At 63.2% G+C, this 24,026-nt stretch carries 25 protein-coding genes; 18 read left to right on the top strand and 7 right to left on the bottom strand.

Annotated elements, in window-relative coordinates:
• The first annotated feature begins 214 nt into the window (after window positions 1-214).
• From ECTHA_RS0104765 to ECTHA_RS0104755, 3 genes are all read left to right on the top strand, one after another.
• Window positions 215-2,416, top strand: a complete 2,202-nt coding sequence (locus ECTHA_RS0104765) for a PepSY domain-containing protein (RefSeq protein WP_025282389.1) — start codon at window positions 215-217, stop codon at window positions 2,414-2,416.
• A 79-nt stretch (window positions 2,417-2,495) separates the two neighbouring features.
• Window positions 2,496-3,410 (top strand): ZIP family metal transporter, encoded by a 915-nt coding sequence (locus ECTHA_RS0104760; protein ID WP_025282388.1) that lies wholly within the window; start codon window positions 2,496-2,498, stop codon window positions 3,408-3,410.
• A gap of 116 nt (window positions 3,411-3,526) precedes the next feature.
• Complete coding sequence (locus ECTHA_RS0104755; RefSeq protein ID WP_025282387.1) at window positions 3,527-4,204, top strand: zinc metallopeptidase; 678 nt, start codon at window positions 3,527-3,529, stop codon at window positions 4,202-4,204.
• 56 nt (window positions 4,205-4,260) lie between these two features.
• On the opposite strand, the gene ECTHA_RS0104750 is transcribed toward ECTHA_RS0104755, so the two are convergent.
• The 5 genes from ECTHA_RS0104750 to ECTHA_RS0104730 form a co-directional block, all read right to left on the bottom strand.
• Entirely contained in the window at window positions 4,261-5,277 is a 1,017-nt protein-coding gene (locus tag ECTHA_RS0104750; protein WP_025282386.1) for a M14 family metallopeptidase, read from the bottom strand.
• Between the two features lie 10 nt (window positions 5,278-5,287).
• Window positions 5,288-6,724 (bottom strand): glutamate-cysteine ligase family protein, encoded by a 1,437-nt coding sequence (locus ECTHA_RS0104745; RefSeq protein WP_025282385.1) that lies wholly within the window; start codon window positions 6,722-6,724, stop codon window positions 5,288-5,290.
• 79 nt (window positions 6,725-6,803) lie between these two features.
• Window positions 6,804-7,235, bottom strand: a complete 432-nt coding sequence (locus tag ECTHA_RS0104740) for a hypothetical protein (protein WP_025282384.1) — start codon at window positions 7,233-7,235, stop codon at window positions 6,804-6,806.
• Window positions 7,236-7,244: 9 nt separating this feature from the next.
• Window positions 7,245-7,757 carry a 3-hydroxyacyl-[acyl-carrier-protein] dehydratase FabA gene (gene fabA / locus ECTHA_RS0104735; RefSeq protein WP_025282383.1) on the bottom strand — a complete coding sequence of 171 codons (513 nt, stop codon included), beginning with the start codon at window positions 7,755-7,757 and terminating at the stop codon, window positions 7,245-7,247.
• Window positions 7,758-7,835: 78 nt separating this feature from the next.
• Window positions 7,836-8,159 (bottom strand): hypothetical protein, encoded by a 324-nt coding sequence (locus ECTHA_RS0104730; protein ID WP_025282382.1) that lies wholly within the window; start codon window positions 8,157-8,159, stop codon window positions 7,836-7,838.
• A 184-nt stretch (window positions 8,160-8,343) separates the two neighbouring features.
• Between ECTHA_RS0104730 and ECTHA_RS17120 the strand changes: the two genes are divergently transcribed.
• Complete coding sequence (locus ECTHA_RS17120; protein WP_051582574.1) at window positions 8,344-9,843, top strand: basic helix-loop-helix domain-containing protein; 1,500 nt, start codon at window positions 8,344-8,346, stop codon at window positions 9,841-9,843.
• Between the two features lie 6 nt (window positions 9,844-9,849).
• On the opposite strand, the gene ECTHA_RS0104720 is transcribed toward ECTHA_RS17120, so the two are convergent.
• Entirely contained in the window at window positions 9,850-10,281 is a 432-nt protein-coding gene (locus ECTHA_RS0104720) for a rhodanese-like domain-containing protein (protein ID WP_025282380.1), read from the bottom strand.
• 87 nt (window positions 10,282-10,368) lie between these two features.
• Here ECTHA_RS0104720 and ECTHA_RS0104715 point away from each other — a divergent pair, with 87 nt between their 5' ends.
• The 10 genes from ECTHA_RS0104715 to mazG all read left to right on the top strand — a co-directional run bounded on the left by ECTHA_RS0104715 (window position 10,369) and on the right by mazG (window position 18,676).
• Complete coding sequence (locus ECTHA_RS0104715) at window positions 10,369-11,055, top strand: TIGR04211 family SH3 domain-containing protein (RefSeq protein WP_158407566.1); 687 nt, start codon at window positions 10,369-10,371, stop codon at window positions 11,053-11,055.
• A 268-nt stretch (window positions 11,056-11,323) separates the two neighbouring features.
• Window positions 11,324-13,627, top strand: coding sequence for a putative monovalent cation/H+ antiporter subunit A (locus tag ECTHA_RS0104710; RefSeq protein WP_025282378.1), 2,304 nt, complete (start codon window positions 11,324-11,326; stop codon window positions 13,625-13,627).
• On the top strand, window positions 13,624-14,061 hold the full coding sequence (locus ECTHA_RS0104705; RefSeq protein WP_026623541.1) for a Na+/H+ antiporter subunit B: 438 nt from the start codon (window positions 13,624-13,626) through the stop codon (window positions 14,059-14,061). The genes ECTHA_RS0104710 and ECTHA_RS0104705 overlap by 4 nt, the downstream gene beginning before the upstream one ends.
• Window positions 14,062-14,164: 103 nt before the next feature.
• Window positions 14,165-14,512, top strand: coding sequence for a Na+/H+ antiporter subunit C (locus ECTHA_RS0104700; protein WP_025282376.1), 348 nt, complete (start codon window positions 14,165-14,167; stop codon window positions 14,510-14,512).
• Window positions 14,509-16,008: a Na+/H+ antiporter subunit D gene (locus ECTHA_RS0104695; RefSeq protein ID WP_025282375.1), complete on the top strand. Its 1,500-nt coding sequence runs from the start codon at window positions 14,509-14,511 to the stop codon at window positions 16,006-16,008. Before ECTHA_RS0104700 ends, ECTHA_RS0104695 begins: the two co-directional genes overlap by 4 nt.
• Window positions 16,005-16,481, top strand: a complete 477-nt coding sequence (locus ECTHA_RS0104690) for a Na+/H+ antiporter subunit E (RefSeq protein WP_025282374.1) — start codon at window positions 16,005-16,007, stop codon at window positions 16,479-16,481. The genes ECTHA_RS0104695 and ECTHA_RS0104690 overlap by 4 nt, the downstream gene beginning before the upstream one ends.
• A gap of 54 nt (window positions 16,482-16,535) precedes the next feature.
• On the top strand, window positions 16,536-16,811 hold the full coding sequence (locus ECTHA_RS0104685; RefSeq protein ID WP_025282373.1) for a monovalent cation/H+ antiporter complex subunit F: 276 nt from the start codon (window positions 16,536-16,538) through the stop codon (window positions 16,809-16,811).
• Window positions 16,804-17,205: a monovalent cation/H(+) antiporter subunit G gene (mnhG, locus tag ECTHA_RS0104680; RefSeq protein WP_025282372.1), complete on the top strand. Its 402-nt coding sequence runs from the start codon at window positions 16,804-16,806 to the stop codon at window positions 17,203-17,205. Before ECTHA_RS0104685 ends, mnhG begins: the two co-directional genes overlap by 8 nt.
• A 55-nt stretch (window positions 17,206-17,260) precedes the next feature.
• Window positions 17,261-17,827, top strand: coding sequence for a YfaZ family outer membrane protein (locus tag ECTHA_RS0104675; RefSeq protein ID WP_025282371.1), 567 nt, complete (start codon window positions 17,261-17,263; stop codon window positions 17,825-17,827).
• A gap of 45 nt (window positions 17,828-17,872) precedes the next feature.
• Entirely contained in the window at window positions 17,873-18,676 is an 804-nt protein-coding gene (mazG, locus tag ECTHA_RS0104670) for a nucleoside triphosphate pyrophosphohydrolase (protein WP_128572028.1), read from the top strand.
• A 96-nt stretch (window positions 18,677-18,772) separates the two neighbouring features.
• On the opposite strand, the gene nadC is transcribed toward mazG, so the two are convergent.
• Window positions 18,773-19,615, bottom strand: a complete 843-nt coding sequence (gene nadC / locus ECTHA_RS0104665; RefSeq protein ID WP_026623540.1) for a carboxylating nicotinate-nucleotide diphosphorylase — start codon at window positions 19,613-19,615, stop codon at window positions 18,773-18,775.
• Window positions 19,616-19,792: 177 nt separating this feature from the next.
• Here nadC and ECTHA_RS0104660 point away from each other — a divergent pair, with 177 nt between their 5' ends.
• From ECTHA_RS0104660 to ECTHA_RS0104645, 4 genes are all read left to right on the top strand, one after another.
• Window positions 19,793-21,304: a DUF1538 domain-containing protein gene (locus ECTHA_RS0104660; protein WP_025282368.1), complete on the top strand. Its 1,512-nt coding sequence runs from the start codon at window positions 19,793-19,795 to the stop codon at window positions 21,302-21,304.
• Window positions 21,301-21,648 carry a P-II family nitrogen regulator gene (locus ECTHA_RS0104655; RefSeq protein WP_025282367.1) on the top strand — a complete coding sequence of 116 codons (348 nt, stop codon included), beginning with the start codon at window positions 21,301-21,303 and terminating at the stop codon, window positions 21,646-21,648. Before ECTHA_RS0104660 ends, ECTHA_RS0104655 begins: the two co-directional genes overlap by 4 nt.
• A gap of 50 nt (window positions 21,649-21,698) precedes the next feature.
• Window positions 21,699-22,088, top strand: coding sequence for a CBS domain-containing protein (locus ECTHA_RS0104650; protein ID WP_025282366.1), 390 nt, complete (start codon window positions 21,699-21,701; stop codon window positions 22,086-22,088).
• Window positions 22,089-22,218: 130 nt separating this feature from the next.
• Window positions 22,219-23,949 (top strand): IS1634 family transposase, encoded by a 1,731-nt coding sequence (locus ECTHA_RS0104645; protein WP_218915903.1) that lies wholly within the window; start codon window positions 22,219-22,221, stop codon window positions 23,947-23,949.
• The last annotated feature ends 77 nt before the right edge of the window (window positions 23,950-24,026 follow it).

The following is a 24,026-nucleotide window of genomic DNA, read 5'->3' as shown; positions in this document are numbered from 1 at the left end:
AAAACCGTAGGGGCGTTTCAAGAAGCGCCCGGCCAGGGCTCCGAACACCACGATATCCAGCCGCCAGGCCATCGACCCCGTGCATGGATGGGGGCACATGCCGGACAATGAACCTGGTGCGGCAGGCCATGGCTGAGAGGCCGGCGCTTGCTTGCGGTGTGCGGTAGATTGATGGGTAGGTGGATCGTCTGCGCCCTGGTGGTAGAGGTGTTTCATGATCAAGAAGATTCTGGTCTGGTCGCATCGTTGGTTGACGTTGCTGCTATTGCCGCTTTTTGCGCTGATCATCGTCACCGGCGCCATCCTCTCCTTTGCCCCCATGATCAAGGACGCGTCTTCCGGCCCTGAGGCCCAGGAGCCGGTGGAGGTGGAAAGGCTGCTGCAGGTCCTTGCCCGGGTCGATCCCCAGGCTCGTTCACGGGCGTTGGAGTTCGAGGAACCGGGCATCGCCCTGGTGGAGTTCAGTCGCCAGGGGCAGCGGGAATGGCACGCCTTCCAGATGGAGACCGGTCAGCGTCTGGAGGAACGCGCCATCGGCGCCGATTTCTTCCATACCGTACAGCACCTGCACAAGCACCTGCTGCTGGACCTGGACATCGTCGTGGACATTGCCACCTATCTGATGGTGCTGGTGATCATCGTTGGCCCCCTGCTGTCCTGGCCCCGTTTGCGCCACACCCTGGTGGGTTGGCACACGGTGCTGGGCTGGGTGGGGTTTCCCTTGGTGCTCATGGTGTCGGCCACTGGGGTGATGATGGCCCTCTCCTTGGGTACGCCACAGTTCCCTGCGGTGGACCGCGATCAGGGGCACATGCCCATGGCTCAGGCCATTGAGCGGGCCGTCCAGGAGGGGGGGCTCACCCATGTCCGGGATGCCCGGCGCATGCAGACCGCGGCCGTGGCCATCAATGGCCAGGCCGGAGGCGAAGCGGTCGCCTTTGTGGTGACGCGTGACCATGTGACTCAGGTGGGGCGTTATCCCGGTCTGGTCACGGAACTGCACGAGGGGACCTGGGCTGGCGGCTGGTCGGGTGCCCTGAACCTGCTGGCTTCGGCGTTGCTCATGGTGCTGATGTTGACCGGGCTGGTTTCCTGGGGGCGGCGCGGACTGCAGTCCCGACGTCGTACCGGCGACGCGGACGCCGATATCCTGGTGGCCTGGGCCAGCCAGACGGGTACGGCGGCGCGACTGGCGCAGGCCACCACCGAAGCCCTGCGTGATGGCGGCGCCCGGGTGATGGGTGCGTCCCTGGCGGGGCTCGACGCCTCTGAACTCAAGGCCTTCAGACGGGTGTACCTGATTGCCTCCACCGCCGGAGACGGTCAGGTGCCGGAGCCGGCCCGTAGTTTTCTCAAGGCACTTGAGGGTGCGAACCTGAAGGGCGTGCGGTTCGCCGTGCTGGCCCTGGGGGATTCCAGCTACACGCACTTTTGTGCCGGCGGCCTCACCCTGCGCGATGCCCTGCGGCAGGCCGGTGCAGAAGAGTGCCTGCCTCTGGTCAGGGTGGACCGCGAGCCGGCCGAGCCCTGGACGCGCTGGTTGCAGGATGTGGGCGAGGATGTGGGCGTTACCCCCGGTGCCGTGGAAGCCCCTCGAGGGGATCAACCTGTCACGCTCACGCTCAAGCGGCGCCAGCAACTCAATGATCCCGACGACCCTGTCACTCACGAGGTGTGGAGCCTGGACTGGCGCAGCGCGGAACCCCTGACCTTCCGTCCGGGTGACCTGCTGCTTGTGGCCCCCGGGGAAGGGGAGCCGGGGCGTCCCTATTCCATCGGCAGCAGCAGCGAGGTGGATCCACGTCGGTTATTGCTCACGGTGGCCTTGACGACCCGCCAGGACGCCAAGGGCAATGATTGCTGGGGCAAGGCCTCGGGCCTGCTCTGCCGTGGTTTGAAAGAGGGCGACACCCTGGATGCCACCCTGCGTCCCCATCCGGATTTCAATCCGCCCGAAGACCCCGCCCGTCCCATGATCATGATCGCCGCCGGCTGCGGCATCGCCCCCTTCGTGGGTTTCCTGGAGGAACAGGCCCAGGGGCTGCGCTCGGGGCCCGCCTGGCTGATCTTCGGTAACCGCAAGCGGGCCGGCGATTATTTCCATGGCGAACAACTGGAGCGGTGGCGGGCCGCGGGGGTGCTCACCCGCCTGGATACGGCGTTTTCCCGTGATCCTGATGGGGGCGGATACGTGCAGGATCGCATGCGTGCCGAGGCCCGGACCCTGTGGGAGTGGCTGCACGCCAGGAACGCCGTGCTTTATGCCTGTGGCAATGCCAAGACCCTGGGCGAGGGGGTACGCACGGCCCTGAGCGAGGTCCTGATGGAGCAGGGTGGACTGGCCCCGGAAGAAGCCCAGGCGCGTCTGCGGCAATGGGAGACCGAGGGCAGGTTGCGCCTTGATCTGATTGACTGAGGGGAATGCGTTGGATGAGGGGCTTGCCTGATCACGTTATCATGATGGGGTTATTTTGATCCCATTGATGGAATCTCGCATGAACCAATCCAAGGTGGAAGTGATTCAGGACGGCGCACGGGTGTCCTGGCCGGGCGTGACCATCTCGCTGGTGGTCCTGGTGCTGTTCATTCTCATGGTCTCGGTGACCTGGCCCCGGATCGAGGACTGGGTTTCGGGCATGGGAACCATCCAGATCGGCCTTCTCGCCAGTCTGGTGGCCGGGCTATTCACCGCCGTGGGGGCCATCCCCATTTTCTTCCTGCGCCGCATCCCCCAGTCGGTGGAGGATGCCATGATGGGCTTCGGCGCCGGGGTGATGCTGGCGGCCACCGCCTTTGAGTTGGTGCTGCCCGCCGTGGAGGGTGCCGAGGCTCAGTATGGCGCCGTGGGCATGGCCATCATGGTGCTGGCGGTGGGCATGGGACTGGGCGGCGGCTTCCTGTTGTTGCTGCACCGGCTGGTGCCCCATGAGCACTTCATGATCGGCCCTCAGAGCGGTGCCGACCCCATGAAGATCCGCCGCGTGTACCTGTTCATCTTCGCCATTGCCCTGCATAACCTGCCCGAAGGGCTGGCGGTGGGGGTGGGTTTCGGCGGCGATGTCAGTGACGGCATGACCCTGGCCGTGGCCATCGGCCTGCAGAACATGCCCGAGGGGCTGGTGGTCGCCATTGCCCTGTTGTCGCTGGGCTACAGCAAGGCCACAGCCTTCGGTGTGACCCTGTTGACCGGGCTGGTGCAGCCGGTGGGCGGGCTGATTGGGGCGACAGCGGTTTCGGTGATGGAATTCCTGCTGCCCTGGGGACTGGCCTTTGCGGCGGGTGCCATGCTCTTCGTGATCAGTCACGAGATCATCCCGGAATCCCACCGCAAGGGCCACGAGGCCAAGGCGACCCTGGGTGTACTGATCGGCTTCATTGCCCTGATCGCCATCGACCTGGCCTTGGGGTGACCGACCGCCCACGCCGGTCCTGCCCAGCCCCCACACCCGGATGCGGGTTTCTTCGGTGACGGGCTGTGTCCGTTGTAGACTGATGCCGTGTGCATTCCGGGAGTGCGACCGCCGTGGTGGTCTTTCTGGCTCTTACCCTGTTGCTGGCGTTGTTCTTCCTGCCGGCCTTCATTGCCCGTTCGGTTCTGCGTCATTACAGCGACGAGCGTGAGGATTTTCCGGGTACCGGCGGTGAGCTGGCGCGGCATCTGCTGGATCGACGAGGCCTGAACGATGTGATCGTGGAAGTGACCGAGGCAGGCGATCATTATGATCCCCAGGCCCGCGCCGTGCGTCTGTCGCCGCAGAACCATGATGGCCGTTCACTCACCGCCGTGACAGTGGCTGCCCACGAGGTGGGTCATGCGCTGCAGCATGCCGAGGGCTATGCGCCGTTGCAGATTCGTTCCACCCTGGCGCGTTCCGCCCAGCAGGCGGAACGCATCGGGGCCTGGGTGATGATGCTGGTGCCGGTGATGGCCGTGCTGACCCGCTCGCCGGTGGGCGCTGGTTTCGTGCTCCTGGTGGGGGTGGTTTCCTTCGGAGTGTCGGCCCTGGTGCATCTGGTGACGCTGCCGGTGGAGCTGGATGCCAGTTACCGCCGCGCCATGCCCATCCTGGCCATGGGCTACATTCCGCCCCGGGATCAGCGCGCCGCCCGGCGCATCCTCACTGCCTGCGCCTTCACCTATGTGGCCACGGCGTTGGCCTCGGTGCTGAATATGTGGCGCTGGCTGGCCTTGATCCGGCGTTGATGGGGGCTCCGCAGTCCAGTCTCCATGGGGACGTATTTGAATCCGTCCCCTGGCCCCTAACGGCTGGCTGGCGGTGCCATGCGCTCCATCAGGTAGCACAGGCAGTCCTGGCGGATGATGGTCTCGTCCAGGGTGAGCATGGAGGGCATCACCCGGCGGGTGAGCACGAGGCGGTCGCGGATGGTTTCGAAATAGCGGGGAGTGACGTCCACGCCCTGCTCGTCGTGGGCCAGCAGGTGCAGCGGCTGGCTTGAATTGACCCTGGCCAGCACGGTGCCCGATGGCAGTTCCCGAAAGTTCATGTGGTCCAGGTCCGGGTCGAAGATCAGCTCGGCCTCGCCAGGGGTGAAACTGATCTTCACGGAGTCGGGGACCTTCACCTGGGCAACCGTGTGGAACAGATCCAGGTCGTGGTGGGCCACCGGAGAGTCGGGGATGTCCGCCAGATTCAGGCAGGCGTGGAGGTAATCCCGGGCATGCTCGATGCCGTGGGCGTCCTCCGGCTTGCCGCATTCCAGGGTGACTGCCGGGCAATGGGCGGCCAGGGCCATGGATTGCACGCCCCGGGGGCGAATGAAGTACACCACGGTCCGGCCAAACAGGGTGGCCAGCTGCAGGAAGCGGTTGTCCAGCCGGTTCACGCAGGCGTAGTGCGGGTTCAGGCCGGTATTGTTGTGCACGTCCACGCTGGCGAACAGCGGCCCCCGGGTCACGGTGTCCACCACCTGCCGCATCAGGTCGGTTTCCGCGCATTCCGGATGGTCGGTGCCCGGCCAGACGCGATTGAAGTCAGGCTGGCCCGGCAGGCGGCGCACGCCCTTTGCGGCGGCTTGCACATTGCCCACAAACAGGTAGAGGGAGCGGGGCAAGCCGGAGGCAGGCAGGTCTTGCAGCAGGGCTTGAACGGCCTGCAGGCCCACCGGCTCATTGCCGTGCAATAGTACGGAAATGAACAGCGGCGGCTCGCGCCGACCCTGGAGGTGAATCAGGGTGGGCGCCGGTAGCAGCTCATGGATCTGCCCGGGCGGGGTCTGGGTGAAGCCTTCGGGGAGTGTGTCGTAGTACTTGAGCATGGGATTGCCGTCAGGGCAGGGGCCATTGGTGGACCGGTTCGTCGGTCATCTGATGGAGGCGGTAGGCCCGGGTCAGGCCCGCCATGTCCCGGCCATGGGCCTTGACCCAGGCCCTTTGCCAGTGGCTGGCGGTGGCGCGGGCCTGCACCCGCTCGGCAACCACCTCCAGATAATGGTGGGCGTCGGCCTGTGCCACGCCCAGATGCTGCAGGCCGCGGCGGGCCCGGGGTAGCAGGTCCTTGAGGATCAATTCCCGGGCACTGATGCGGTCCTTTGAATTCCAGTGCAGATGTGCCTCCAGGCCATGTCGGGCGGCCAGGTAGAAATTGTCCTTGGCGGTGGCGAAGTCAAGCAGGGCCTCGGCGCCCCCGGCGGAGCTCACCAGATCCTCCACCAGCCCGTAAAAGAAGGCCGCATTGGCGATGCTGTCGGTGAGCGTGGGGCCGGCGGGCATGACGCGGTGTTCGATACGGATATGAGGTCTGCCGCTGGCTCCGAACCCGATCAGTGGCCGGTTCCAGCGCCAGATGGTGCCATTGTGCAGGCGCAGATGGGAAAAGGCCTCCGGCGGTGTGTCGCCACACATGGGCAGCAGAGGAGGGAAATGGTCCAGATTCTCCTGGAAGCACTCCATGATGGACTCGCGGGCATACCCGGAGCCGAAGCTCACGCGGCGCATGGGACCGCGCGCGGCATCCTGAAAGCCCCCGACCTCCACTGCCTGTTCAAACACCGGGATGCGCGTCTCTTCCCACAGATCCTTGCCAAACAGGTACGGGGCATTGGCACTCAGCGCCACCATGGGGGCAGAGACCGCGATGGCGGCGTTGTACACCCGGTGAGCCACTTCCAACGGGGTTTGCAGATGAATCTGGAAAGACGTGGTGGCAGCCTCAAGCATCACATCCTTGTGGTCATGCACCAGGTGTTCCCGGCCGTTGATGTCCAGGTGCACCGGCCGGCCCTCGCGGGACTGGAACACCTGTCGATTCAGGGCCCGGTAACGTTTCATGGCGGACATGTTGTCCAGGCACAGGTCACGGGGCATGAGGGTGGGCAGAATGCCCATCATGAGGAAATGGGCATCCAGGGACTCGGCGGTGTCGCAGGCCCGTTCCCAGGTGGTGCGGATCTCCTGATGCAGGGCTGACAGCACGCGTTCACGGAGAGGGTGGACCTCGGTGTTGAGTTCCACGTTGAAACTGGCCAGTTCCGGAGTGGCCATGGGGTCGTCGAAGCGGGCCAGAAAGCGCTCGTTGAGGCTGGCGGGTAACTCGTCGGGGGTCACCAGCCAGGCCTCGATCTCGAATCCGGCCATCGGCTCACCGGACTCAAAGTGGCCTTGCCTCGCCATTTCTCTGGCCAGGCGTGTCTCCTGGGTCACGAGTTCCCGAAACCGCTCGGCGTCACGGGGGGTAAAGCGGGTGTTGTCGATTTCCTGGCCCACGGGCGTCACCGGATGGGGGATGCCTACCGATCGTGCTTGAAGGGCGGTGCCAGGTCAATCGGACACGGGCTGGAGGGGTTCACTCCTCCGGCGGGTCGTACTGGGACTCCAGCAAGTCGCCCCATGCCTTTTCATGATGTTCCATGAATTGCAGTAGTTCCTGGCGAAATTGCAGGATATCCTTCTCGAAGGCGGCGAAGTCTTCGCCGCCGTCCAGGACTTGCAGGCTGCGCTCCACGTGCAGAAGGCTATCGCGCAGGTTCAGGCTCGCCGCCATGGCCCCCTTGACCCTTTCCCGGGGCTGCGGGATCCAGCGCCGGTCGCGGGTGAGGGAGACCAGGTTTTCGCCCAGCTCCAGCCAGCGCTTGCGCAAACGGGGGAGGGTGCCGATCTTCGAGGTCTTTAAATCCCCCCAGAGACTGGTTTCCATCAACGCCAGCCACCGACTGCGCAGGCGCCCGACTGTCTCGGGGTTGAACTCGAAAGAGGCTTCGACGGCGCGCGGGTCCAAGGCCGGAGCCTAGAAGCCGTCGGTGGAGGTGAACAGGCCCACGCGCAGATCCTTGGCGGTGTAGATCAGGCGGCCATCCACAAAGACCTGGCCATCGGCGATGCCCAGCACCAGCTTGCGGGTGATCACGCGCTTGACGTCCACCTGGTAGTCCACCTTGCCGGCGGTGGGCAGGACCTGACCCGTGAATTTCACTTCACCCACACCCAGGGCGCGACCGCGGCCGGGGTTGCCGATCCAGGCCAGGTAAAAGCCCACCAACTGCCACATGGCATCCAGGCCCAGGCAGCCCGGCATCACCGGGTCGCCGGGAAAATGGCAGCCGAAGAACCACAGTTCGGGGTTGATATCCAGCTCGGCGCGCATCTCTCCCTTGCCATAGGCCCCCCCCTCGTCGCTGATGTGGGTCACCCGGTCCATCATGAGCATGTTCGGCACCGGCAGCTGGGCATTGCCGGGGCCGAACATCTGGCCATGGCCGCATTGAAGGAGTTCGTCGCGCTCGTAGCTGTTTTTTCGCATCGGGGGTTGGTCGGTCCTTTAGGGAGCCGCCTATTGGACCGGATTCGGTGAGGAGGCACAAGCCCCAGGGCGTCGGGCTCAGGCGTCCCAGCGCAATTGGGCCAGTTGCGAGCGGGTGAAGAAGCGGCCCTGGCGCATGAAGCCGGCCACAATGCCGTCCTTGAGCGCCGTGATGCGCCCCTGCTCGTCGCGCTCCACCACCCAGTGGTCGGGCAGTCCGTCCAGCAGATGAATAAGTGCCAGGCTGCCGTCGTCGTTTACCGACAGGTGCGTCTCATGGGTATTGATGTCCTTGAATGCGGGGAGAAAGCCCAGCACCGCGGCCCCGGCCTTCATTTCGGGGAACTCGCGATACGGTGCGTACTGGGCGCCAGCTTGCTGTTCCAGGTGGCTTCGGTTCATGGGGGCGTTCTCTTGGTATCCGTGGTCAAAGCTTCTCTCTCATCTTGGCGGCATGGCCGGAGAAAACTTTAGACACTGCCAAGCGGTGCCCTGATGCCCCATAATCTGGGCCCACTCGATCACAGCGTGCCCCGAATGTGTCACCGGATCTCACCTCCGACACACGGGCATTGGGGAGTTTTGCATGAGTCCTGATGGACTGATCGGCCTTTGGGCCGACAGCTTGAGCCTTTCCATCTTTATCTGGCTGGTTGTCCTGATACCGCTGGCCTACCTGGCCCGTGAGCAGGCCGAGCGGGTCATCCGGGCTTTTACCAGGATGCTGTCGTCCCTGTTGCGCCATGCGGGCAGGGGGGTAGGGCGGCGAGCCCAACGATTGCAGCGGTGGCGGCGAGATTACCTGCGCGGTGTGGAGGCGCGGCGCCTGGAGGGGCGCTTCGAGCAGGAGTATCAGGCCATTCATGCCCGCGTGAACCGTGATCTGGGCGGGTATCCTGCCCTGCAGCGGCGCATCAACGAGCAGATCAGTCAGCTGGAACGGGACTATCACACCGCCCAGGATCAGGTGCCTGAAGAGCCGTCGTGGGTGCGTACGGCCAATGCCCTGGCGGCGGCTCCGCCCAAGGGGGATCCGCGGGTGAGTCAGGTGCTGGAAGAGATGCATGACTCCCTGGCACGTTCGGCGCGTGATGCCCTGGAGGAATATCGCCGCTCCAGTCGCGATCGCATTGAAGCCTTGCGGGGGTTGCTGCCGGCCTGGCGTGAATTGAGTGATCAGTTGGGTCAGCTGGACCGCTCCGTGCGTGGGGTGCGTGATCACGCTCGTCGCATCGACGAGATGGTGATGCGTTTTCAACACCTCCAGCAGGGGCGAGTCCCCTCCCGCAGCCTCACCCTGGCCTCCACGGGAGTGCTGGCGTTCAGCAGTTTTCTTCTGGGGTTGCTTGCCTTGTGTGGTGTGGTGCTTTTTCACCTGCTGGAACGTCCCATGTGGGAGGTGCTGGGCGGCCTGCCCCAGGGCGATGGGGTGGGCTTGAGTCAACTGGCAGTGGCACTGCTGATCTTCATGGCGGTGTTTGCAGGGGCCATGATGAGCGAGACCCGGCAAGTGACCCGCATGATTCCGGCTTTTGGTGGTGTTGAGCCCCGGGTGAGGCGTCGTTTTTATCTGGCGGGGATGGTGGTGCTGGTCACCGTGGCCGTGCTCAGCGGTTCGCTGGCGGCCAGTCGGGGGCTCTACATGGCTCAGGAGGATGCGCTGGGGCTCTTGCTGCAGGGAGAACCGGACATGCTGCTGCCGGCGCTGGATTGGCTTTCCACGCTCACGCTCCTGCTGCTGGGGTTGTTGCTCACCTTCGTCCTGTCCCTGGGGGCCGTGCCGGTGCAGATGTTCATGCAGGCCCTGGGGGTGGTGACCGGGACCCTGGCGGTCTTCCTGCTGGAAATCCTCTCCGCCCTGTTGCTGTGGGTGTCCTGGGGCCTGACCCTGCTGGGCCGGTTGCTGCTGGCTCTCTACGAGTTGTGGATCTTCATTCCGGTCCGGATCGAGCGGGCCGTTCAGCGAGCGCGCAATTCTCGATCCGCGCCAGAGAAGCCCTTGGCCGTGATCACGCCCCCCTCGGATTCGCCCTCAGTCGCCCCCGGGGCCGAGGAAAGCCCGCCGGAGGGCGGCCGAGGGGCGTAATGGGTGTCAGCATTGCTCCCAGGGCAGGCCGTGGTAGCGCCAACCACCCACGCTGGAACGTTGGTGCTTGTCGTTGAGGTCGCCTTCAAAGCCCTCGCCCACGTGGAAAACCCTGGGCAGGCCGTCTTCCAGAAGGACTCGGCCAGCCTCCAGGGAGCGCTTGCCGCTACGGCAGATCAGGATGACCGGCGCGCCGCCTTCACCCTGATGCTGCCCGGAGGCGCCTCCCAGCAGCAGTTTGCGTACCTCAGTGGTAAAACGTGGGTTCAGGGTCCAGTCCGGTTCGTCCATCCAGGGGATGTGTACGGCACCTACCGGATGCCCCACGAACAGGAACTCCATGCTGGAGCGAATATCCACCAGCAGGGCCTTGGGGTCGGCCTGGAGCATGTCGTAGGCTTCCCGGGGTGAAAGATTGGCGGGTTCTTGATCGGGCATGGGCAGGATGATCCGTGATGGTTATGATGTTCGACTCTGACAAGTCTCCACGAATTTTGTGTTTGGTCAATGCAGAAGGATGATTCCGTGAAACGCGCCTTGCTTGCTGGTTCCGTCTGTGCCGTGGCTTTATCCATCACTCTGGTGGCCTTGCCGCCGGCGTTTGCGCAGTCCACCGCATACATCACTGATGATCTGCAAGTCGACGTTCGTCGTGGGCAGAGCCTGCAGCACCGGATACTGACTTTCCTCTCCAGCGGTACGCCAGTCACAGTGCTTGAGGAGGATGGCGATTACACGAGGATCCGAACCTCGGGGGGCACGGAGGGTTGGGTGCTGAGCCGTTACCTCATGGACCGCCCCCATGCCCGAGAGCAGTTGGCTGATGCCCGGGAGAGGGTGCAGTCCCTGGCGGCAGAGCGGGACCAGCTTGCCGCCGACCTTGAGGCTGCGCGTACACAGGGCGCCCGAGAAAGCGAGCGCGCTGACGAACTCATGGATCGAGTGTCGGAATTGGAAGCGGAATTGGAGCATTTGCAGGACATGGCGGCGGATCCCCTGCAGACGGCCCGGGAGAACGAAGAGTTGCGCCAGAGCCTGTCCCAGGAGCAGCAGCGGGTGAGCGATCTGCTGGATGAGAACCGTGCGCTGCGGGGTGATGAGCGTCTGAACTGGTTCCTCTACGGCGGCGGTGTGGCCATCGGCAGTCTGATCCTGGGGATCCTGCTCACCCGGGTCCGCCTGCGGCGCCGTCAGTCGGGATGGATAGATTGATCACCTTCGTTCGTCATTGATGCGGCGCATTAAAACGATTGATTTTGATCCAGGACATGCTCTAGCATCTTCAATCTTGAGTGGGCAGCCTGCCCGGGCTGCTGGGCGCCCGGTCCACACCAGGATCGGGCTGGGGAATTCCCGGGCACACGATCCATACACCTGCAACCGAAAGGAGAAAGGCAGCCGCAGACAGCCCTTGTCGCGGCGCGGGGTCCTTGTCAGTCTGGAAATAATGGACCGCGTCACATCGCCGAAATAGATCGCCATGCTGCTCGCTATCCTATCCGGTTTCCTGCTAGCCACCGTCGCCCCCGCGGTCCATCGTCAGACCGGCATGAACAGTGGCTGGGTCCTGGCCATCCTGCCGGCTGCGTTGTTCCTTTATTTCCTCTCCTTCCTGCCGGCGGTGGGCAGTGGCGAGTCCATTGTCATCAGTTATCCCTGGGTGCCAGGGCTGGATATCCAGCTCTCCTTCCTGGTGGATGGCCTGAGTCTGCTGTTTGCCCTGCTGATCTCGGGGATCGGCTTCTTCATCGTGGCCTATGCCGGGCGGTACCTGGAAGGACACAAGGATCTGGGCCGGTTCTATGTGCTCATCCTCTCCTTCATGGCTTCCATGCTGGGCCTGGTGCTGTCCGACAATCTGATCTCCCTGTTCGTTTTCTGGGAACTGACCAGCATCACCTCCTACTTGCTGATCGGCTTCAACCATGAGGACGCCACGGCACGGCGCAGTGCCCTGCAGGGGCTGTTCGTCACCGTGGGGGGCGGGCTGGCGCTGCTCACCGGTCTGGTGATGATGGCGGTGGTCACGGGCAGCTACGAGCTCTCGGAAATCCTCTCTTCCGGTGATGCCCTGCGGGATCACGGCTGGTACGTGGCCATCGTCCTGCTGGTGTTGCTGGGGTGCTTCACCAAGTCGGCCCAGGTGCCGTTCCACTTCTGGTTGCCCCGCGCCATGGCGGCCCCCACGCCGGTATCCGCCTACCTGCACTCGGCCACCATGGTCAAGGCCGGTGTCTACCTGATGGCCCGCCTGAACCCCTCCCTGGGGGCCACCGACCTGTGGCTGATCCTGCTGGGGGTGTTTGGTGCGCTCACCATGTTCACCGGTGTGTTCATGTCCATTCGCTCCACGGGCGTCAAGCAGGTGCTGGCCTACTCCACGGTGATGGCCCTGGGCACGCTGACCATGCTCATCGGCGTGGGTACGGACACCGCCATCATGGCGGCCATGGCCTTCCTGTTGGCCCACTCCCTGTACAAGGGCGCGCTGTTCCTGATCGCCGGCATCCTGGACCACGAGGCGGGCTGCAAGGACTTCCTGCAAACGGGCGGGCTGCGCCATGCCTTGCCGATTACCGCCACCTTTGCCGCCATCGCTGCCCTGTCGCTGGGCGGGGTGATCCCCATGTTCGGGTTCGTGGCCAAGGAGCTTCTCTTCGAGGCCGTGCTCGAGGCCCCCAGCCTGTCGGGTCTGTTGTCCCTGCTGACCGTGGCCTCGGCCATCCTGGTGGTGGCTGTGGCCGCCGTGGTGGGTATCAAGCCCTACTGGGGGCCGCGGGTGGAAACGCCCAAGACGCCTCACCATGAGGCGCCCCCGGCCATGCTGGCGGGTCCCGCCGTGCTGGCTTCCCTGGGGCTGTTGTTCGGCGTGGGCGTGGCCATGGTGGATCGTGGCCTGCTGTCAGCGGCGGCCGGAGCCGTGTATGGCAGCCCGGTGGAGACCTATCTGAGCCTCTGGCACGGTTTCAACCTGCCGCTGATGCTGAGCCTGCTGAGCCTGGTGCTGGGCCTGACCATCTACTTCAATTGGGATCGTTTCCGCACTGCCACCGGCTTCATGGATGACCTCAAGCGCTTCGGGCCCGAAAGGGCCTACGACAAGAGCATGGATGGCCTGGTGTCGATCTCCGAATGGCAGACCCGCGTGCTGCAAAACGGTTACTTGCGTTATTACCTGCTGACCATCCTGCTGTCGACCGTGGCCCTGGTAACGTTCTCCATCGCGCGTGCTGGGGGGCTGGAGATACAGATGAGTCTTGCCGGCGTGCGCATCCAGGAGCTGGCCATCGTCGCCGTGCTGTTGCTGGCCGCGCTGGTCTCTGTGACCACGTCATCTCGCCTGGGTGCCGTGGCCTCGCTGGGCGCCGTGGGCTTCTCGGTGGCGCTGATCTACGTATTGTTCAGCGCGGCCGACGTGGGCATTACCCAGGTCCTGGTGGAAACCCTCACGGTGATCATGCTGGTGCTGGTCCTGTTCCGCCTGCCGGGTTTCCTGGGTCTGACCCCCCAGGCCTTGCGTATCCGTGACGCGGTGGTGGCCCTGGCGTTCGGGGTGATGGTGGCCCTGCTGTCCCTGGCGGCCAGTTCCACCCGCTTTGCCGACAGCATTTCGGAATACTTCATCCGCGAAAGCGAACCCTCGGGCTTCGGGCGCAACATCGTCAACGTCATCCTGGTGGATTTCCGTGCCCTGGATACCCTGGGGGAAATCGTCGTGCTGGCCCTGGCGGCGGTGGGCGTCTACGCCATGATCAAGCTGCGTGCTGAGGACAACCGGAAATGACCCGTGAGCTCAATATCCAGTCGCTGATCCTGAGGTCGGCATCGCAGTTGCTGTTGCCGCTGCTGCTGATGTTCTCGATATTCCTGCTGCTGCGCGGGCATGACGAGCCGGGCGGCGGTTTCATCGCTGGCCTGGTAGCCGCCTCGGCCATCGCCCTGCACATGTTTGCCCAGGACATCCATCAGGCCAAGCGGGTGCTGTATGCGGACCCTCGGGATCTGGTGGGCTGGGGGCTGGTGTTCGGTGTGATTTCCGGGGTGCCGGCCATCTTCAAGGGCCAGGCCTTCTTCACCTCCCAATGGCTGGAATTCACCATGCCAATCCTTGGGAAGATCAAGGTGGGAACGCCGCTGATCTTCGACATCGGCGTCTATCTGGTGGTGGTGGGCAGCGTGCTGCTGATCCTGCTCACGCTGGCCGAAGCCGAAGACTGACCAACCGATCCTGAATTCATAACGCTATGCATGCATTGCAATCACAACGCCGGTCGCACCGGACGGCCCGACTCGGGCGCGTATCGGGGGCAAGGGGGCGCACATGGAAACCTTGATGGCCTTCGTGGTGGGGGGGCTGTTTGCCGCCGCCATCTACATGATGTTGCGCCGTTCCATCGTCAAGCTGGTGATCGGGCTGATCCTGCTCTCCAATGGCGCCAACCTGTTGCTGTTCACCCAGGCAGGGATGCTGCGCGGGGCACCGCCCCTGGTGCCGCTGGGAGCGACGCAACCCGAGGGGGTGGTGGCCGACCCGCTGGCCCAGGCCCTGATCCTCACCGCCATCGTGATCGGATTCGGCGTGCTGGCATTCGCCGTGGTGCTCATCCACCGTGCCTACGAGGTGGTGGAAGCCGACGATATGGACCAGATGAAGGATACTGACACATGAGGCCCGAGGTCGCGCTCCCGGTTGTCTTACCGCTGTTATTTGGTGCGATATCACTGGCGCTTTGGCGCTATCGCACCGCGCAGCGCGTCATCGGCGTGCTGGGCACCGGTACCCTGCTCGCCGCCGCAGTCTGGTTGCTGCTGGCCACCTGGCGCGATGGCGTGCTGGTCATGCACATGGGCAACTGGCAGGCCCCTTTCGGCATCGTGCTGGTGTCGGATCTGCTGGGTGCCATCATGGTGGTCCTGGCGGCCATCAGTGGTCTGGCCACAGCGGTGTACTCGCTCACGGCCATCAGCAAGCGCCACGAGCACTACGGCTATTATCCGCTGCTGCACCTGTTGCTGGCGGGCGTGAACGGCGCCTTCCTCACCGGTGACATCTTCAATATGTACGTGTGGTTCGAGGTGATGCTGGTGGCCTCGTTCGCGCTGCTCATTCTCGGTGGCGAGCGCGCGCAGATGGAAGGCGCCATCAAGTACGTCACGCTCAACCTGGTGTCGTCCGCCATTTTCCTGTCGGGCATCGGTCTGCTTTACGGTCTCACCGGCACCCTGAACATGGCGGACATCGCCGACAAGCTGGCGGATGTGGAAGACACGGGCCTCATCACCGTGATTGCGATGATGTTCCTGGTGTCTTTTGGCATCAAGGCGGGCGCCTTCCCGTTCTTCTTCTGGTTGCCGGCCTCCTATCACACACCCCAGGTGGCGGTCTCTGCCCTGTTCGCGGCCCTGCTCACCAAGGTGGGGGTGTATGCGCTGTTCCGGGTGTTCACGCTGATCTTCACCCAGGATGTGGGCTACACCCACGAGATCCTCCTGTGGGTGGCGGGGGCCACCATGCTCACCGGCGTGCTGGGTGCGGCGGCCCAGTATGAATTCCGGCGGATCCTGTCGTTCCACATCATCAGCCAGATCGGCTACATGATCATGGGGCTGGCGCTGTTCACGCCGCTGGCCCTGGTGGGCGGTGTCTTCTACATCATGCACCACATCATCGTGAAGGCGAATCTGTTCCTGGTCAGTGGCCTAGTGTATCGCCTCAAGGGCACGTATGAGCTCAAGGAACTGGGGGGCATGTACCGCAGCCACCCCATCCTGGGTCTGCTGTTCCTGGTGCCGGCACTGTCGCTGGCGGGGATTCCGCCCCTGTCGGGCTTCTTCGCCAAGTTCATTCTGATCCGGGCCGGTGTGGAGGCTGAATCCTGGTGGATCGTCTTCGTGGCTCTGCTGGTGGGTCTGCTGACGCTCTACTCCATGATCAAGATCTGGGCTGAAGTCTTCTGGAAGGCGCAGCCCGAGGAGCATGCGAACCGCCCGGCTCCCGGGCCCAAGGGAACTGGCGTCATGTACGGCACGATCGCCGTGATGGCCGCCATGACGGTGTTCATTGGATTTGGTGCTCAGCCCATCTATCTGATTGCAGAGCAGGCGGCGCATCAATTGCTTGACCCGCAGATCTACATTGATGCGGTATTGGGGGATCGGTCATGATTGGACCTCTGGCGTGGAATATCCTGCTGGCCATGCTGTGGATGGGGTTCACCGGCAGTTTCACCGGCACCAACCTTTTCATTGGCCTGGCGCTGGGCTATCTGGTGCTTGCCTATGCTCTGCGCGGGATCCCGGCCTTCGCCAACTATGCCACCAAGGTGCCCAGGACAATCCGCTTCATCGGCTTCTTCCTGTGGGAGTTGATCCTCTCCAACCTGAAGGTGGCCTATGATGTGCTGACGCCCACGTATTACATGAAGCCGGGGGTGATCGCCTTTCCGCTGGAGGCCAGGACCGATGGCGAGATCACCATCGTCGCCAACCTGATTTCCCTGACACCGGGCACCCTGAGCCTGGATGTCTCCAGCGACCGCAAGGTGCTGTACATTCACGTGATGTACCTGGATGACGAGGCCGAAGTGGTCAAGAGTCTGCGCTACCTGGAACACCGCGCCCTGGAGGTGCTCAGATGATCCGTGCAACCACGACGGCCTTGCCCGCTCAATGCCATTCCCTGGGGGGCTACCATGCTTGAGGTCTCCATCTTTGTGTCCTACGTGATCCTGAGTATCGCCCTGGGGCTGACCTTCGTACGGCTGGTGATCGGCCCGAGTCTGCCCGACCGGGTGGTGGCTCTGGAAATGATCGCCACCCTCACGGTGGGCTTCATCGCTGTGTACACCCTGTCCAGCGGCGTGACCGCCTTCCTGGATGTGGCCATGGTGCTGGCCCTGACGGCCTTCCTGGCGGCGGTGGGCTTTGCGCGTCTGATCACCAAGGGGGGAGGGGTCCATCATGACTGATGTGGTGGTGAGCCTGTTTCTGTTGATTGGTGCCGGTTTCATGTTCGTGGCGGCCCTGGGGTTGCTGCGCATGCCTGATTTGCCCATGCGCCTCCACGCCACCACCAAGGCCGGCGCCCTCGGCGGTGGTCTGATGGTGATTGCCGTGGGTCTGGAGTTCTTCGGTGACGTGGCCGTGGCGGCCCGGGCGGCGGCGATCATCATCTTCATCGTGCTCACGGCCCCCATTGCCGCTCATTTGATCGGGCGTGCCGGGTACTTCGTGGGCCTGCCCATGTGGTCCAAGACCCTCAAGGACGAACTCAAGGATCGCTACGATCCCCAGAATCAGGTGCTGCTCTCTCCGGGGGAGGTTTCTTCGGAGGACAAGCCCGACCGTGACAAGGCCGAGTGAAACACCCCCGGCGCGGCCCGACCGCGACCACCTTCTTGATTGCCGAGGAATGACCATGCGACTCAGACTACTGACGGCCGCCGTGATGATGGGACTTGCCCCCGTGGCCGCGTCCAATACCCTGGATGCGTATCTGAGCAAGGACACGGCCCAGTTCACCTTCATCACCGATTCCGCCGCGATCGGCTTTGGTGGGGCGGATCTCTCCTTCGGGGTGTTCTTCAATGACGACAGCGACTACATGCTGACCACCGGCCTCAACGTGGTCGGCGTCCCCGCTGGCGAACAGCCGCTGACCTTCGGTGTGGGTGGCAAGGCGTACTTCGGCTTTATCGACACGCCGGACGATCGTTTCCAGTCCGTGGCCCTGGGCGGGGAGGTGCGCTACACCATTCCCGCCAACATGCCCATGTATCTGGCTGCCGAGGCTTACTATGGCCCGCGCGTGACCACCTTCGGCGATGCGCGGGATCTTCTGGATGCTTCGGTACGCTATGAACTGGAGGTCACGCCGGGTGCCCGTGGTTTCATCGGCTATCGCTATCTCGAGGCCGACATGGACCGGCGGCGCGATTACAAGATGGATGAGCACGTCCATTTCGGGGTTCGCTTCAACTTCTGACGCTGACCCGCTGCCATGCCGGATAAACCCTGCAAGGTCGGCTCCATGGATGAAGTGCTGGCCATCATGGCCCGCCTTCGGGATCCGCAGCGGGGGTGTGCCTGGGATCTGAAGCAGACCTTCGACTCCATCGTCCCGCACACACTTGAAGAAGCCTTTGAGGTCGCCGATGCCATCGAGCGTCGGGACTTCGATGAACTGCGCGGTGAACTGGGGGACCTGCTGCTGCAGGTGGTGTTTCACTCACGGATGGCCCAGGAAGAGGGCCGTTTTGACTTCCAGGACGTGGCCGCCACGCTGGCGGAGAAGCTGGTGCGACGCCACCCCCATGTCTTTGGCGACACCCGGTTCGAGTCCGAGGAGGCCCAGCATGCCGCCTGGGAGGCGGAAAAGGCCCGGGAACGTGCCGCAGGCCAGGGCGCGCCCGCTGATGGCAATGATGCCAGGGCCCTGCCTAGCCAGATGGACGGCATCGCCCGCACCCTGCCGGGCCTCAGCCGTGCCGCCAAGATCCAGAAGCGTGCCGCCCGGGTAGGGTTTGACTGGGACAACCCGGCACCGGTGCTGGACAAGATCCTTGAAGAACTGGATGAGGTACGCCAGGAGATGGCCGCCGGTGCCGGGCATGATCGCCTGGAGGACGAAGTCGGGGATCTGCTGTTCGCCGTGACCAACCTGGCCCGTCATCTGAAAGTGGACCCCGAGGCGGCCCTGCGGCGCACCAATCGCAAGTTCGAGTCCCGCTTTCGCTTCATCGAGCAGACCCTTGCCCGGGAGGGGCGCGCGGTGGAAGATCAGCCGCTGGAGGTTCTGGATGAGCTGTGGGAGAGGGCCAAGCGGGAAGGGTGACTTCAAGAAAGGAAAGGGGGCAGAGAAGAGGGGGCGGACGCCTTTTATGCCACGAACTCATCTTCCCGATGGGGGAGGGACCGTGGAGACCCCCCTCTATTCCTCCTCCAGACGCAGTGACAGGTCGACTGCCTGCACATGCTTGGTCAGACCGCCGATGGAGATCCGGTCCACCCCGGTGGCCGCGATGGCGCGGATGCTGTCCAGGTCCACGCCGCCGGAGGCTTCCAGCAGGCAGGCTCCGTTCACCAGGGCCACGGCCTCCTGCATGCCGTCCAGAGTGAAATCGTCCAGCATGATGATGTCCGCGCCTGCCTCCAGGGCCTGGCGCACCTCGTCCAGGGTCTCGGTTTCCACTTCCACCGGAACCTGATCCCCCAGATCACGGGCACGCGTCACTGCTGCGGCGATGGAGCCTGCGGCCATGATGTGGTTTTCCTTGATCAGCACGGCGTCATAAAGCCCCAGACGATGATTGTGCCCACCCCCGCAGGTCACGGCGTATTTCTGGGCCAGGCGCAGCCCCGGCAGGGTCTTGCGGGTGTCCAGGATGTGCGCCCGGGTGCCAGCGACCGCTTCCACATACTCGCGGGTGCGGGTCGCTGTGGCCGAGAGGGTCTGCAGGAAGTTCAGGGCGGTGCGTTCGCCAGTGAGGATGGCCCGGGAGGGGCCCGAGAGAGTGCACAGCCGGGTACCGGTGGGGATGATGTCACCATCCGCCACCTGCCACTGCACCCTGACATCGCCGTCGAGGGCCGCAAAGGTGGCGTCGAACCAGGCCTGACCACAGAGGATGGCCGTCTCCTTGCAGATCACGTGAGCGCGGCAGGTGGCATTCTCCGGGATGAGTTGTGCAGTCAGATCCCCGGGGCCGACGTCCTCGGCAAGGGCGATGCGGACAGATTCGCGGATGGCGCGGTCGGTTACAGGCAGTGTCATGGTTTGGAAAGTCATACAAGGATGGAGGACGGTGAGCATAACGCAAAGCATGGAGCCTGTAAGGCGTCCGTGCAGGTGCAGCATGGAGTCGAGCCATGCAATTACAGTATGCTCTCAAGGGGAAATCCTTCGCGGTACAACAACACACCATAACCCACGTTTCCAAAGCGCAGCCTCTTGAATCAGATCAAGGAATTCTACGAGCTTCTCAAGCACTCCTTCCGGAACCTGCTGCCCATCATCATTGTGGTAGCGATCTTCCAGTTTGCCGTCATGCAGCAGGTACCCGAAGGTTGGCTACCCATGGCAGTGGGCCTGCTGATCGTGGTGGTGGGTGTGGCCCTGTTCCTTCAGGGGCTGGAGATGGGGATCTTCCCCATCGGCAAGAACCTCTCCAACGAGTTTGCCAAGAAGGGCTCCCTGGCGTGGCTGATGATTTTTGGTTTTTGCCTGGGCTTTGCAGCGGTGGTGGCTGAACCGGCCTTGATCGCGGTAGCGAGTCAGGCGGAGATGATCAGTGGTGGCCACATCAGCGCCCTGGTGCTACGCCTGCTGGTGGCGGTATCCGTGGGGGCAGTGGTGGCACTGGGGATCGTGCGCATCATCCTCGGGCACAGCCTGCATTGGTACATGATCATCGGCTATCTGCTGGTGGTGATCATCACCTTCTTCGCGCCCGAAGAGATCGTCGGCCTGGCCTACGACTCCGGGGGCGTGACCACCAACATCGTCACCGTACCCCTGATCGCCGCCCTGGGCATCGGGCTTGCCGTCTCCATTCGCGGACGCAACGCACTCACCCATGGCTTCGGGCTGGTGGGCCTGGCGGTGATGGTGCCCATGATCGCCGTGCAGCTCTATGGCATCGTGGTGTACACCCTGGGGGACCCGGAGATGGTCCGAGGGGCAGCTCCCCTGGCCGAGGCGGTGGAAGACGAAGTGGTCAGCCGGGTAGGGGACAGCGTGTTGCTGGGCATGCTCACGGACCTGCTGGTGATGTTTCGTGATGTGTTGCCCATCATTGCGGTGGTGCTGCTCTTTCAGTATCTGGTGATCCGCAAGGGCATCGCCCATGTGCACAAGGTGATGGGCGGTTTTGTTCTGGTCATCTTCGGCCTCTATGCCTTTGTGGTGGGTTTGAAGCTGGGCCTGTTCCCCATCGGTCGCAGCATGGCGGAACAGTTGATCACCCTGGATGGCTTCCTGTTCGTGTATCTGTTTGCCTTCAGTATCGGGTTTGCCACCACCATGGCCGAGCCGGCCCTGATCGCCATCGGGCAGAAGGCTCAGGAGGCAGGAAGGGGCAAGCTCAATGGCAACACCATCCGCCTGCTGGTGGCCATGGGTGTGGCCGTGGGGATCACGCTGGGCGTGCACCGGATCATCGTCGGTGACTCCATCCATTACTACATCATGGGTGGGTACGCGGTGGTGATCCTGCTCACCGTGCTGGCGCCACGCTATATCGTCGCCCTGGCCTACGACCTGGGTGGGGTGACCACCTCGGAGGTGACCGTGCCCCTGGTGACCGCCCTGGGCATTGGCCTGGCCACCCACATTGAGGACCGCAATGTACTCATTGATGGTTTTGGTCTGATCGCCTTTGCGTCGATCTTCCCGATCATCAGCGTGATGCTCTATGCTATCGCCGTTGAACTCGCCAATCGCTGGAGGCAGCAACCGTCATGAAGTTTGCCGTACTGGTGGCCATCCTGGCCGACAACCTGGAAGAGAAGGCCATTGACGTGGCTCGCAAGGCGGGGGCAGGGGGCGTGACCATCCTCGATGCCCGGGGTATCGGCGGCAAGGAGAAGAAGACCTTCTTCGGGCTGACCTATGAAGGCAGTCAGTCGGCGCTTGTCTTCGTGCTGGAGAAAAAGCTGTCCTTGGCTGTGATGAAGGCCCTGCGCGATGAGCTGGAATTGAAATCCCACTCCCATGGCGTGGTCTTCACGGTACCCCTGGAGCATATCGCGGGTATCGACCTGAGTCAGGTGGAGCGCTTTGAGGAACGCATCAAGGATGACCTTTAGACCTGACCGTTGCCCCACGGCCGTCCTCTCACACTACCCAGAGGTTATTCATGCTGGTTAAAGATCTCATGGTCAAGAACGTGGCGACGATTTCCCCGCTCGCCACCATCCGCGAGGCCATGCAGGAAATGAAGCGCCATCGGGTCAAGTCCCTGGTGGTGGACAAGCAACACGCCCATGACGCCTATGGGATCATCACCTACACCACCATCTTGCGTACCATCGTTGCGGAGGAGGGGGACATTGACCTCATCAATGTCTACGACGTGTGCTCCAAACCCGTCATCACCGTGCCGGCGGAGATGGAGGTGAAGCATGTGGCGAGGCTGATGGTCCTGCAGCGCATTCGTCGCATTGTCGTGCTGAACGATAATGAACTGGCGGGCCTTGTCACCATGAACGACATCGTTTCCGCCATCGTGGACATGTCGGAGCATTAAACTGAAGTTTCAGCGCGAACCATTCTCATGTTCTTGGTAAGTCGCTGGTGGTGTTCGAGTTTTCGGTGAGGTAGGTCAATTTTTAGTCGAAAATGTACCCATGTAAATCAATTTTTTTGTTTTTCATTCCATGGCGTTGGGCTATAATCAGTCCATGTACATCGACATTGTCCCCAATCGCAATTCGCCGCCCGCTATTCTGCTGCGCGAGTCCACCCGCGAAGGCGGTCGCATCGTCAAGCGCACCCTCGCCAATCTCTCGTCCCTGTCCCGCGAACAAGCCGAATCGATTCGTGCCGTCCTCAAGGGGGAGCCGCTGGCTCCCGTCGATAGCCTCTTCGAGGTGGTACGTTCACGGACACACGGCGCGGTGCAGGCGATCGGTCAGGCGATGCAGCGGTTGCACCTGGGACCCCTGCTGGATTCCAAGCCATCACGGCAACGGGATCTGGTGCTGGCGATGATCGCTGCACGGGTACGGGACCCGCAGAGCAAGCTGGCGACCAGCCGCAGTTGGGACCACAGCACGCTGGGCGAGTGGTTCGGGGTTGCCGATGCGGATGAGCATGAGTTGTACGGGGCGCTGGATTGGCTGCTCGAACGTCAGGACAAGATTGAGCGGCGCTTGGCCCGTCGGCACCTGGCCGAAGGGGGGCGTGTCCTCTACGACCTGTCCTCGAGTTACCTGGAGGGGAGCCACTGTCCGCTGGGGCGGCGGGGCTACTCGCGTGATGGCAAAAAGGGCAAGCTGCAAGTCAATTACGGCCTGCTCACCGATGACCGAGGCTGCCCGGTCTCGATCTCGGTGTTTGCCGGCAACACGTCGGACCCGCAGACCCTGATGGACCAGGTAGACAGCCTGCAAGGACGCTTTGACCTGCAATCGGTGATCCTGGTGGGGGATCGCGGCATGATCTCGCAAAAGCAGATCGAGGCCCTGGACAAGCGCAGCGGGGTGGACTGGATCACGGCGCTCAAGAACGGCGCGATCCGCAAGCTCGTCGATACCGGCGCCATCCAGATGGACCTGTTCGATGAGCGCAATCTCTTCGAGTTCAGCGATCCCGCGTATCCCGGTGAACGGCTGATCGTGTGCCGGAACCCCTCATTGGCCACCCTGCGCGGCGAGAAGCGCAATGCCCTGCTTGAGGCCACCACGCGCGAGCTTGAGACGGTGCAACGCATGGTCGCCAGTGGCCGACTGAAGGCGGCCGACAAGATCGGCGTGCGGGTGGGCAAGGTGATCAACAAGTACAAGATGGCCAAGCACTTCGAACTGGACATCCAGGAAGGGCAGTTCCATTTCCAGGTCAACGCGGCCCAGGTCGCCGAGGAGGCGACCCTCGATGGGCTCTACGTGATCCGCACCGCGGTGCCGCGCGAGCATCTCAGTACCGACGATACCGTGCGCCACTACAAAAGCCTCAGCCAGGTGGAGGCGGCATTCCGCAGCCTCAAGAGCGACGACCTGAAGATCCGCCCGATCTACCATTACACCGAAGATCGGGTGCGGGCCCATCTGTTTCTGTGCATGCTCGCCTACTACGTGAAATGGCACATGACCGAAGCCTGGCGCCCGCTCTTGTTCGCCGATACCGAACGGGAACATCGGGCACAGGCCGATCCCGTCGCACCGGCCACGCGCTCCGATGCAGCGCTGGAAAAGGTCGCCACCAAAACACTCGACGATGGCACGCCTGCCCACAGCTTTCGCACCCTGCTGAACGAGCTGTCCACCATCGTCCGTAACACCTGCCGCCGCCGTCATCATGAGGCCGAAGAACCGACGTTCGAACTCGATACCAAACCCAACGCCAAACAGCGTGCTGCACTGGATCGGATCAACGATATCCGGTTGTAGCCAGACGCCTGAACCCTGAATCGCTTTTTAAGTAAGTAGATTCAATGGTTTAGCGTTACTGGTAGGCTGGAACTTCA

Source organism: Ectothiorhodospira haloalkaliphila ATCC 51935 (genome assembly GCF_000633935.1).
Classification (GTDB): domain Bacteria; phylum Pseudomonadota; class Gammaproteobacteria; order Ectothiorhodospirales; family Ectothiorhodospiraceae; genus Ectothiorhodospira; species Ectothiorhodospira haloalkaliphila.
The sequence above is the reverse complement of the archived record's forward strand: the minus strand, read 5'-3'. Positions and strand labels throughout refer to the sequence as shown.

Coding starts and splice junctions, on each gene's coding strand:
- mazG (WP_128572028.1), top strand. CDS start 17,873: ATGGATGAAGTGCTGGCCATCATGGCCCGCCTTCGGGATCCGCAGCGG.
- ECTHA_RS0104750 (WP_025282386.1), bottom strand. CDS start 5,277: ATGCTCAAGTACTACGACACACTCCCCGAAGGCTTCACCCAGACCCCG.
- ECTHA_RS0104650 (WP_025282366.1), top strand. CDS start 21,699: ATGCTGGTTAAAGATCTCATGGTCAAGAACGTGGCGACGATTTCCCCG.
- ECTHA_RS0104705 (WP_026623541.1), top strand. CDS start 13,624: ATGACCCGTGAGCTCAATATCCAGTCGCTGATCCTGAGGTCGGCATCG.
- ECTHA_RS0104685 (WP_025282373.1), top strand. CDS start 16,536: ATGCTTGAGGTCTCCATCTTTGTGTCCTACGTGATCCTGAGTATCGCC.
- mnhG (WP_025282372.1), top strand. CDS start 16,804: ATGACTGATGTGGTGGTGAGCCTGTTTCTGTTGATTGGTGCCGGTTTC.
- fabA (WP_025282383.1), bottom strand. CDS start 7,757: ATGCGAAAAAACAGCTACGAGCGCGACGAACTCCTTCAATGCGGCCAT.
- ECTHA_RS0104730 (WP_025282382.1), bottom strand. CDS start 8,159: ATGAACCGAAGCCACCTGGAACAGCAAGCTGGCGCCCAGTACGCACCG.
- ECTHA_RS0104645 (WP_218915903.1), top strand. CDS start 22,219: ATGGCGTTGGGCTATAATCAGTCCATGTACATCGACATTGTCCCCAAT.
- ECTHA_RS17120 (WP_051582574.1), top strand. CDS start 8,344: ATGAGTCCTGATGGACTGATCGGCCTTTGGGCCGACAGCTTGAGCCTT.
- ECTHA_RS0104760 (WP_025282388.1), top strand. CDS start 2,496: ATGAACCAATCCAAGGTGGAAGTGATTCAGGACGGCGCACGGGTGTCC.
- ECTHA_RS0104695 (WP_025282375.1), top strand. CDS start 14,509: ATGAGGCCCGAGGTCGCGCTCCCGGTTGTCTTACCGCTGTTATTTGGT.
- ECTHA_RS0104700 (WP_025282376.1), top strand. CDS start 14,165: ATGGAAACCTTGATGGCCTTCGTGGTGGGGGGGCTGTTTGCCGCCGCC.
- ECTHA_RS0104720 (WP_025282380.1), bottom strand. CDS start 10,281: ATGCCCGATCAAGAACCCGCCAATCTTTCACCCCGGGAAGCCTACGAC.
- ECTHA_RS0104710 (WP_025282378.1), top strand. CDS start 11,324: ATGCTGCTCGCTATCCTATCCGGTTTCCTGCTAGCCACCGTCGCCCCC.
- ECTHA_RS0104655 (WP_025282367.1), top strand. CDS start 21,301: ATGAAGTTTGCCGTACTGGTGGCCATCCTGGCCGACAACCTGGAAGAG.
- ECTHA_RS0104765 (WP_025282389.1), top strand. CDS start 215: ATGATCAAGAAGATTCTGGTCTGGTCGCATCGTTGGTTGACGTTGCTG.
- nadC (WP_026623540.1), bottom strand. CDS start 19,615: ATGACACTGCCTGTAACCGACCGCGCCATCCGCGAATCTGTCCGCATC.
- ECTHA_RS0104675 (WP_025282371.1), top strand. CDS start 17,261: ATGCGACTCAGACTACTGACGGCCGCCGTGATGATGGGACTTGCCCCC.
- ECTHA_RS0104690 (WP_025282374.1), top strand. CDS start 16,005: ATGATTGGACCTCTGGCGTGGAATATCCTGCTGGCCATGCTGTGGATG.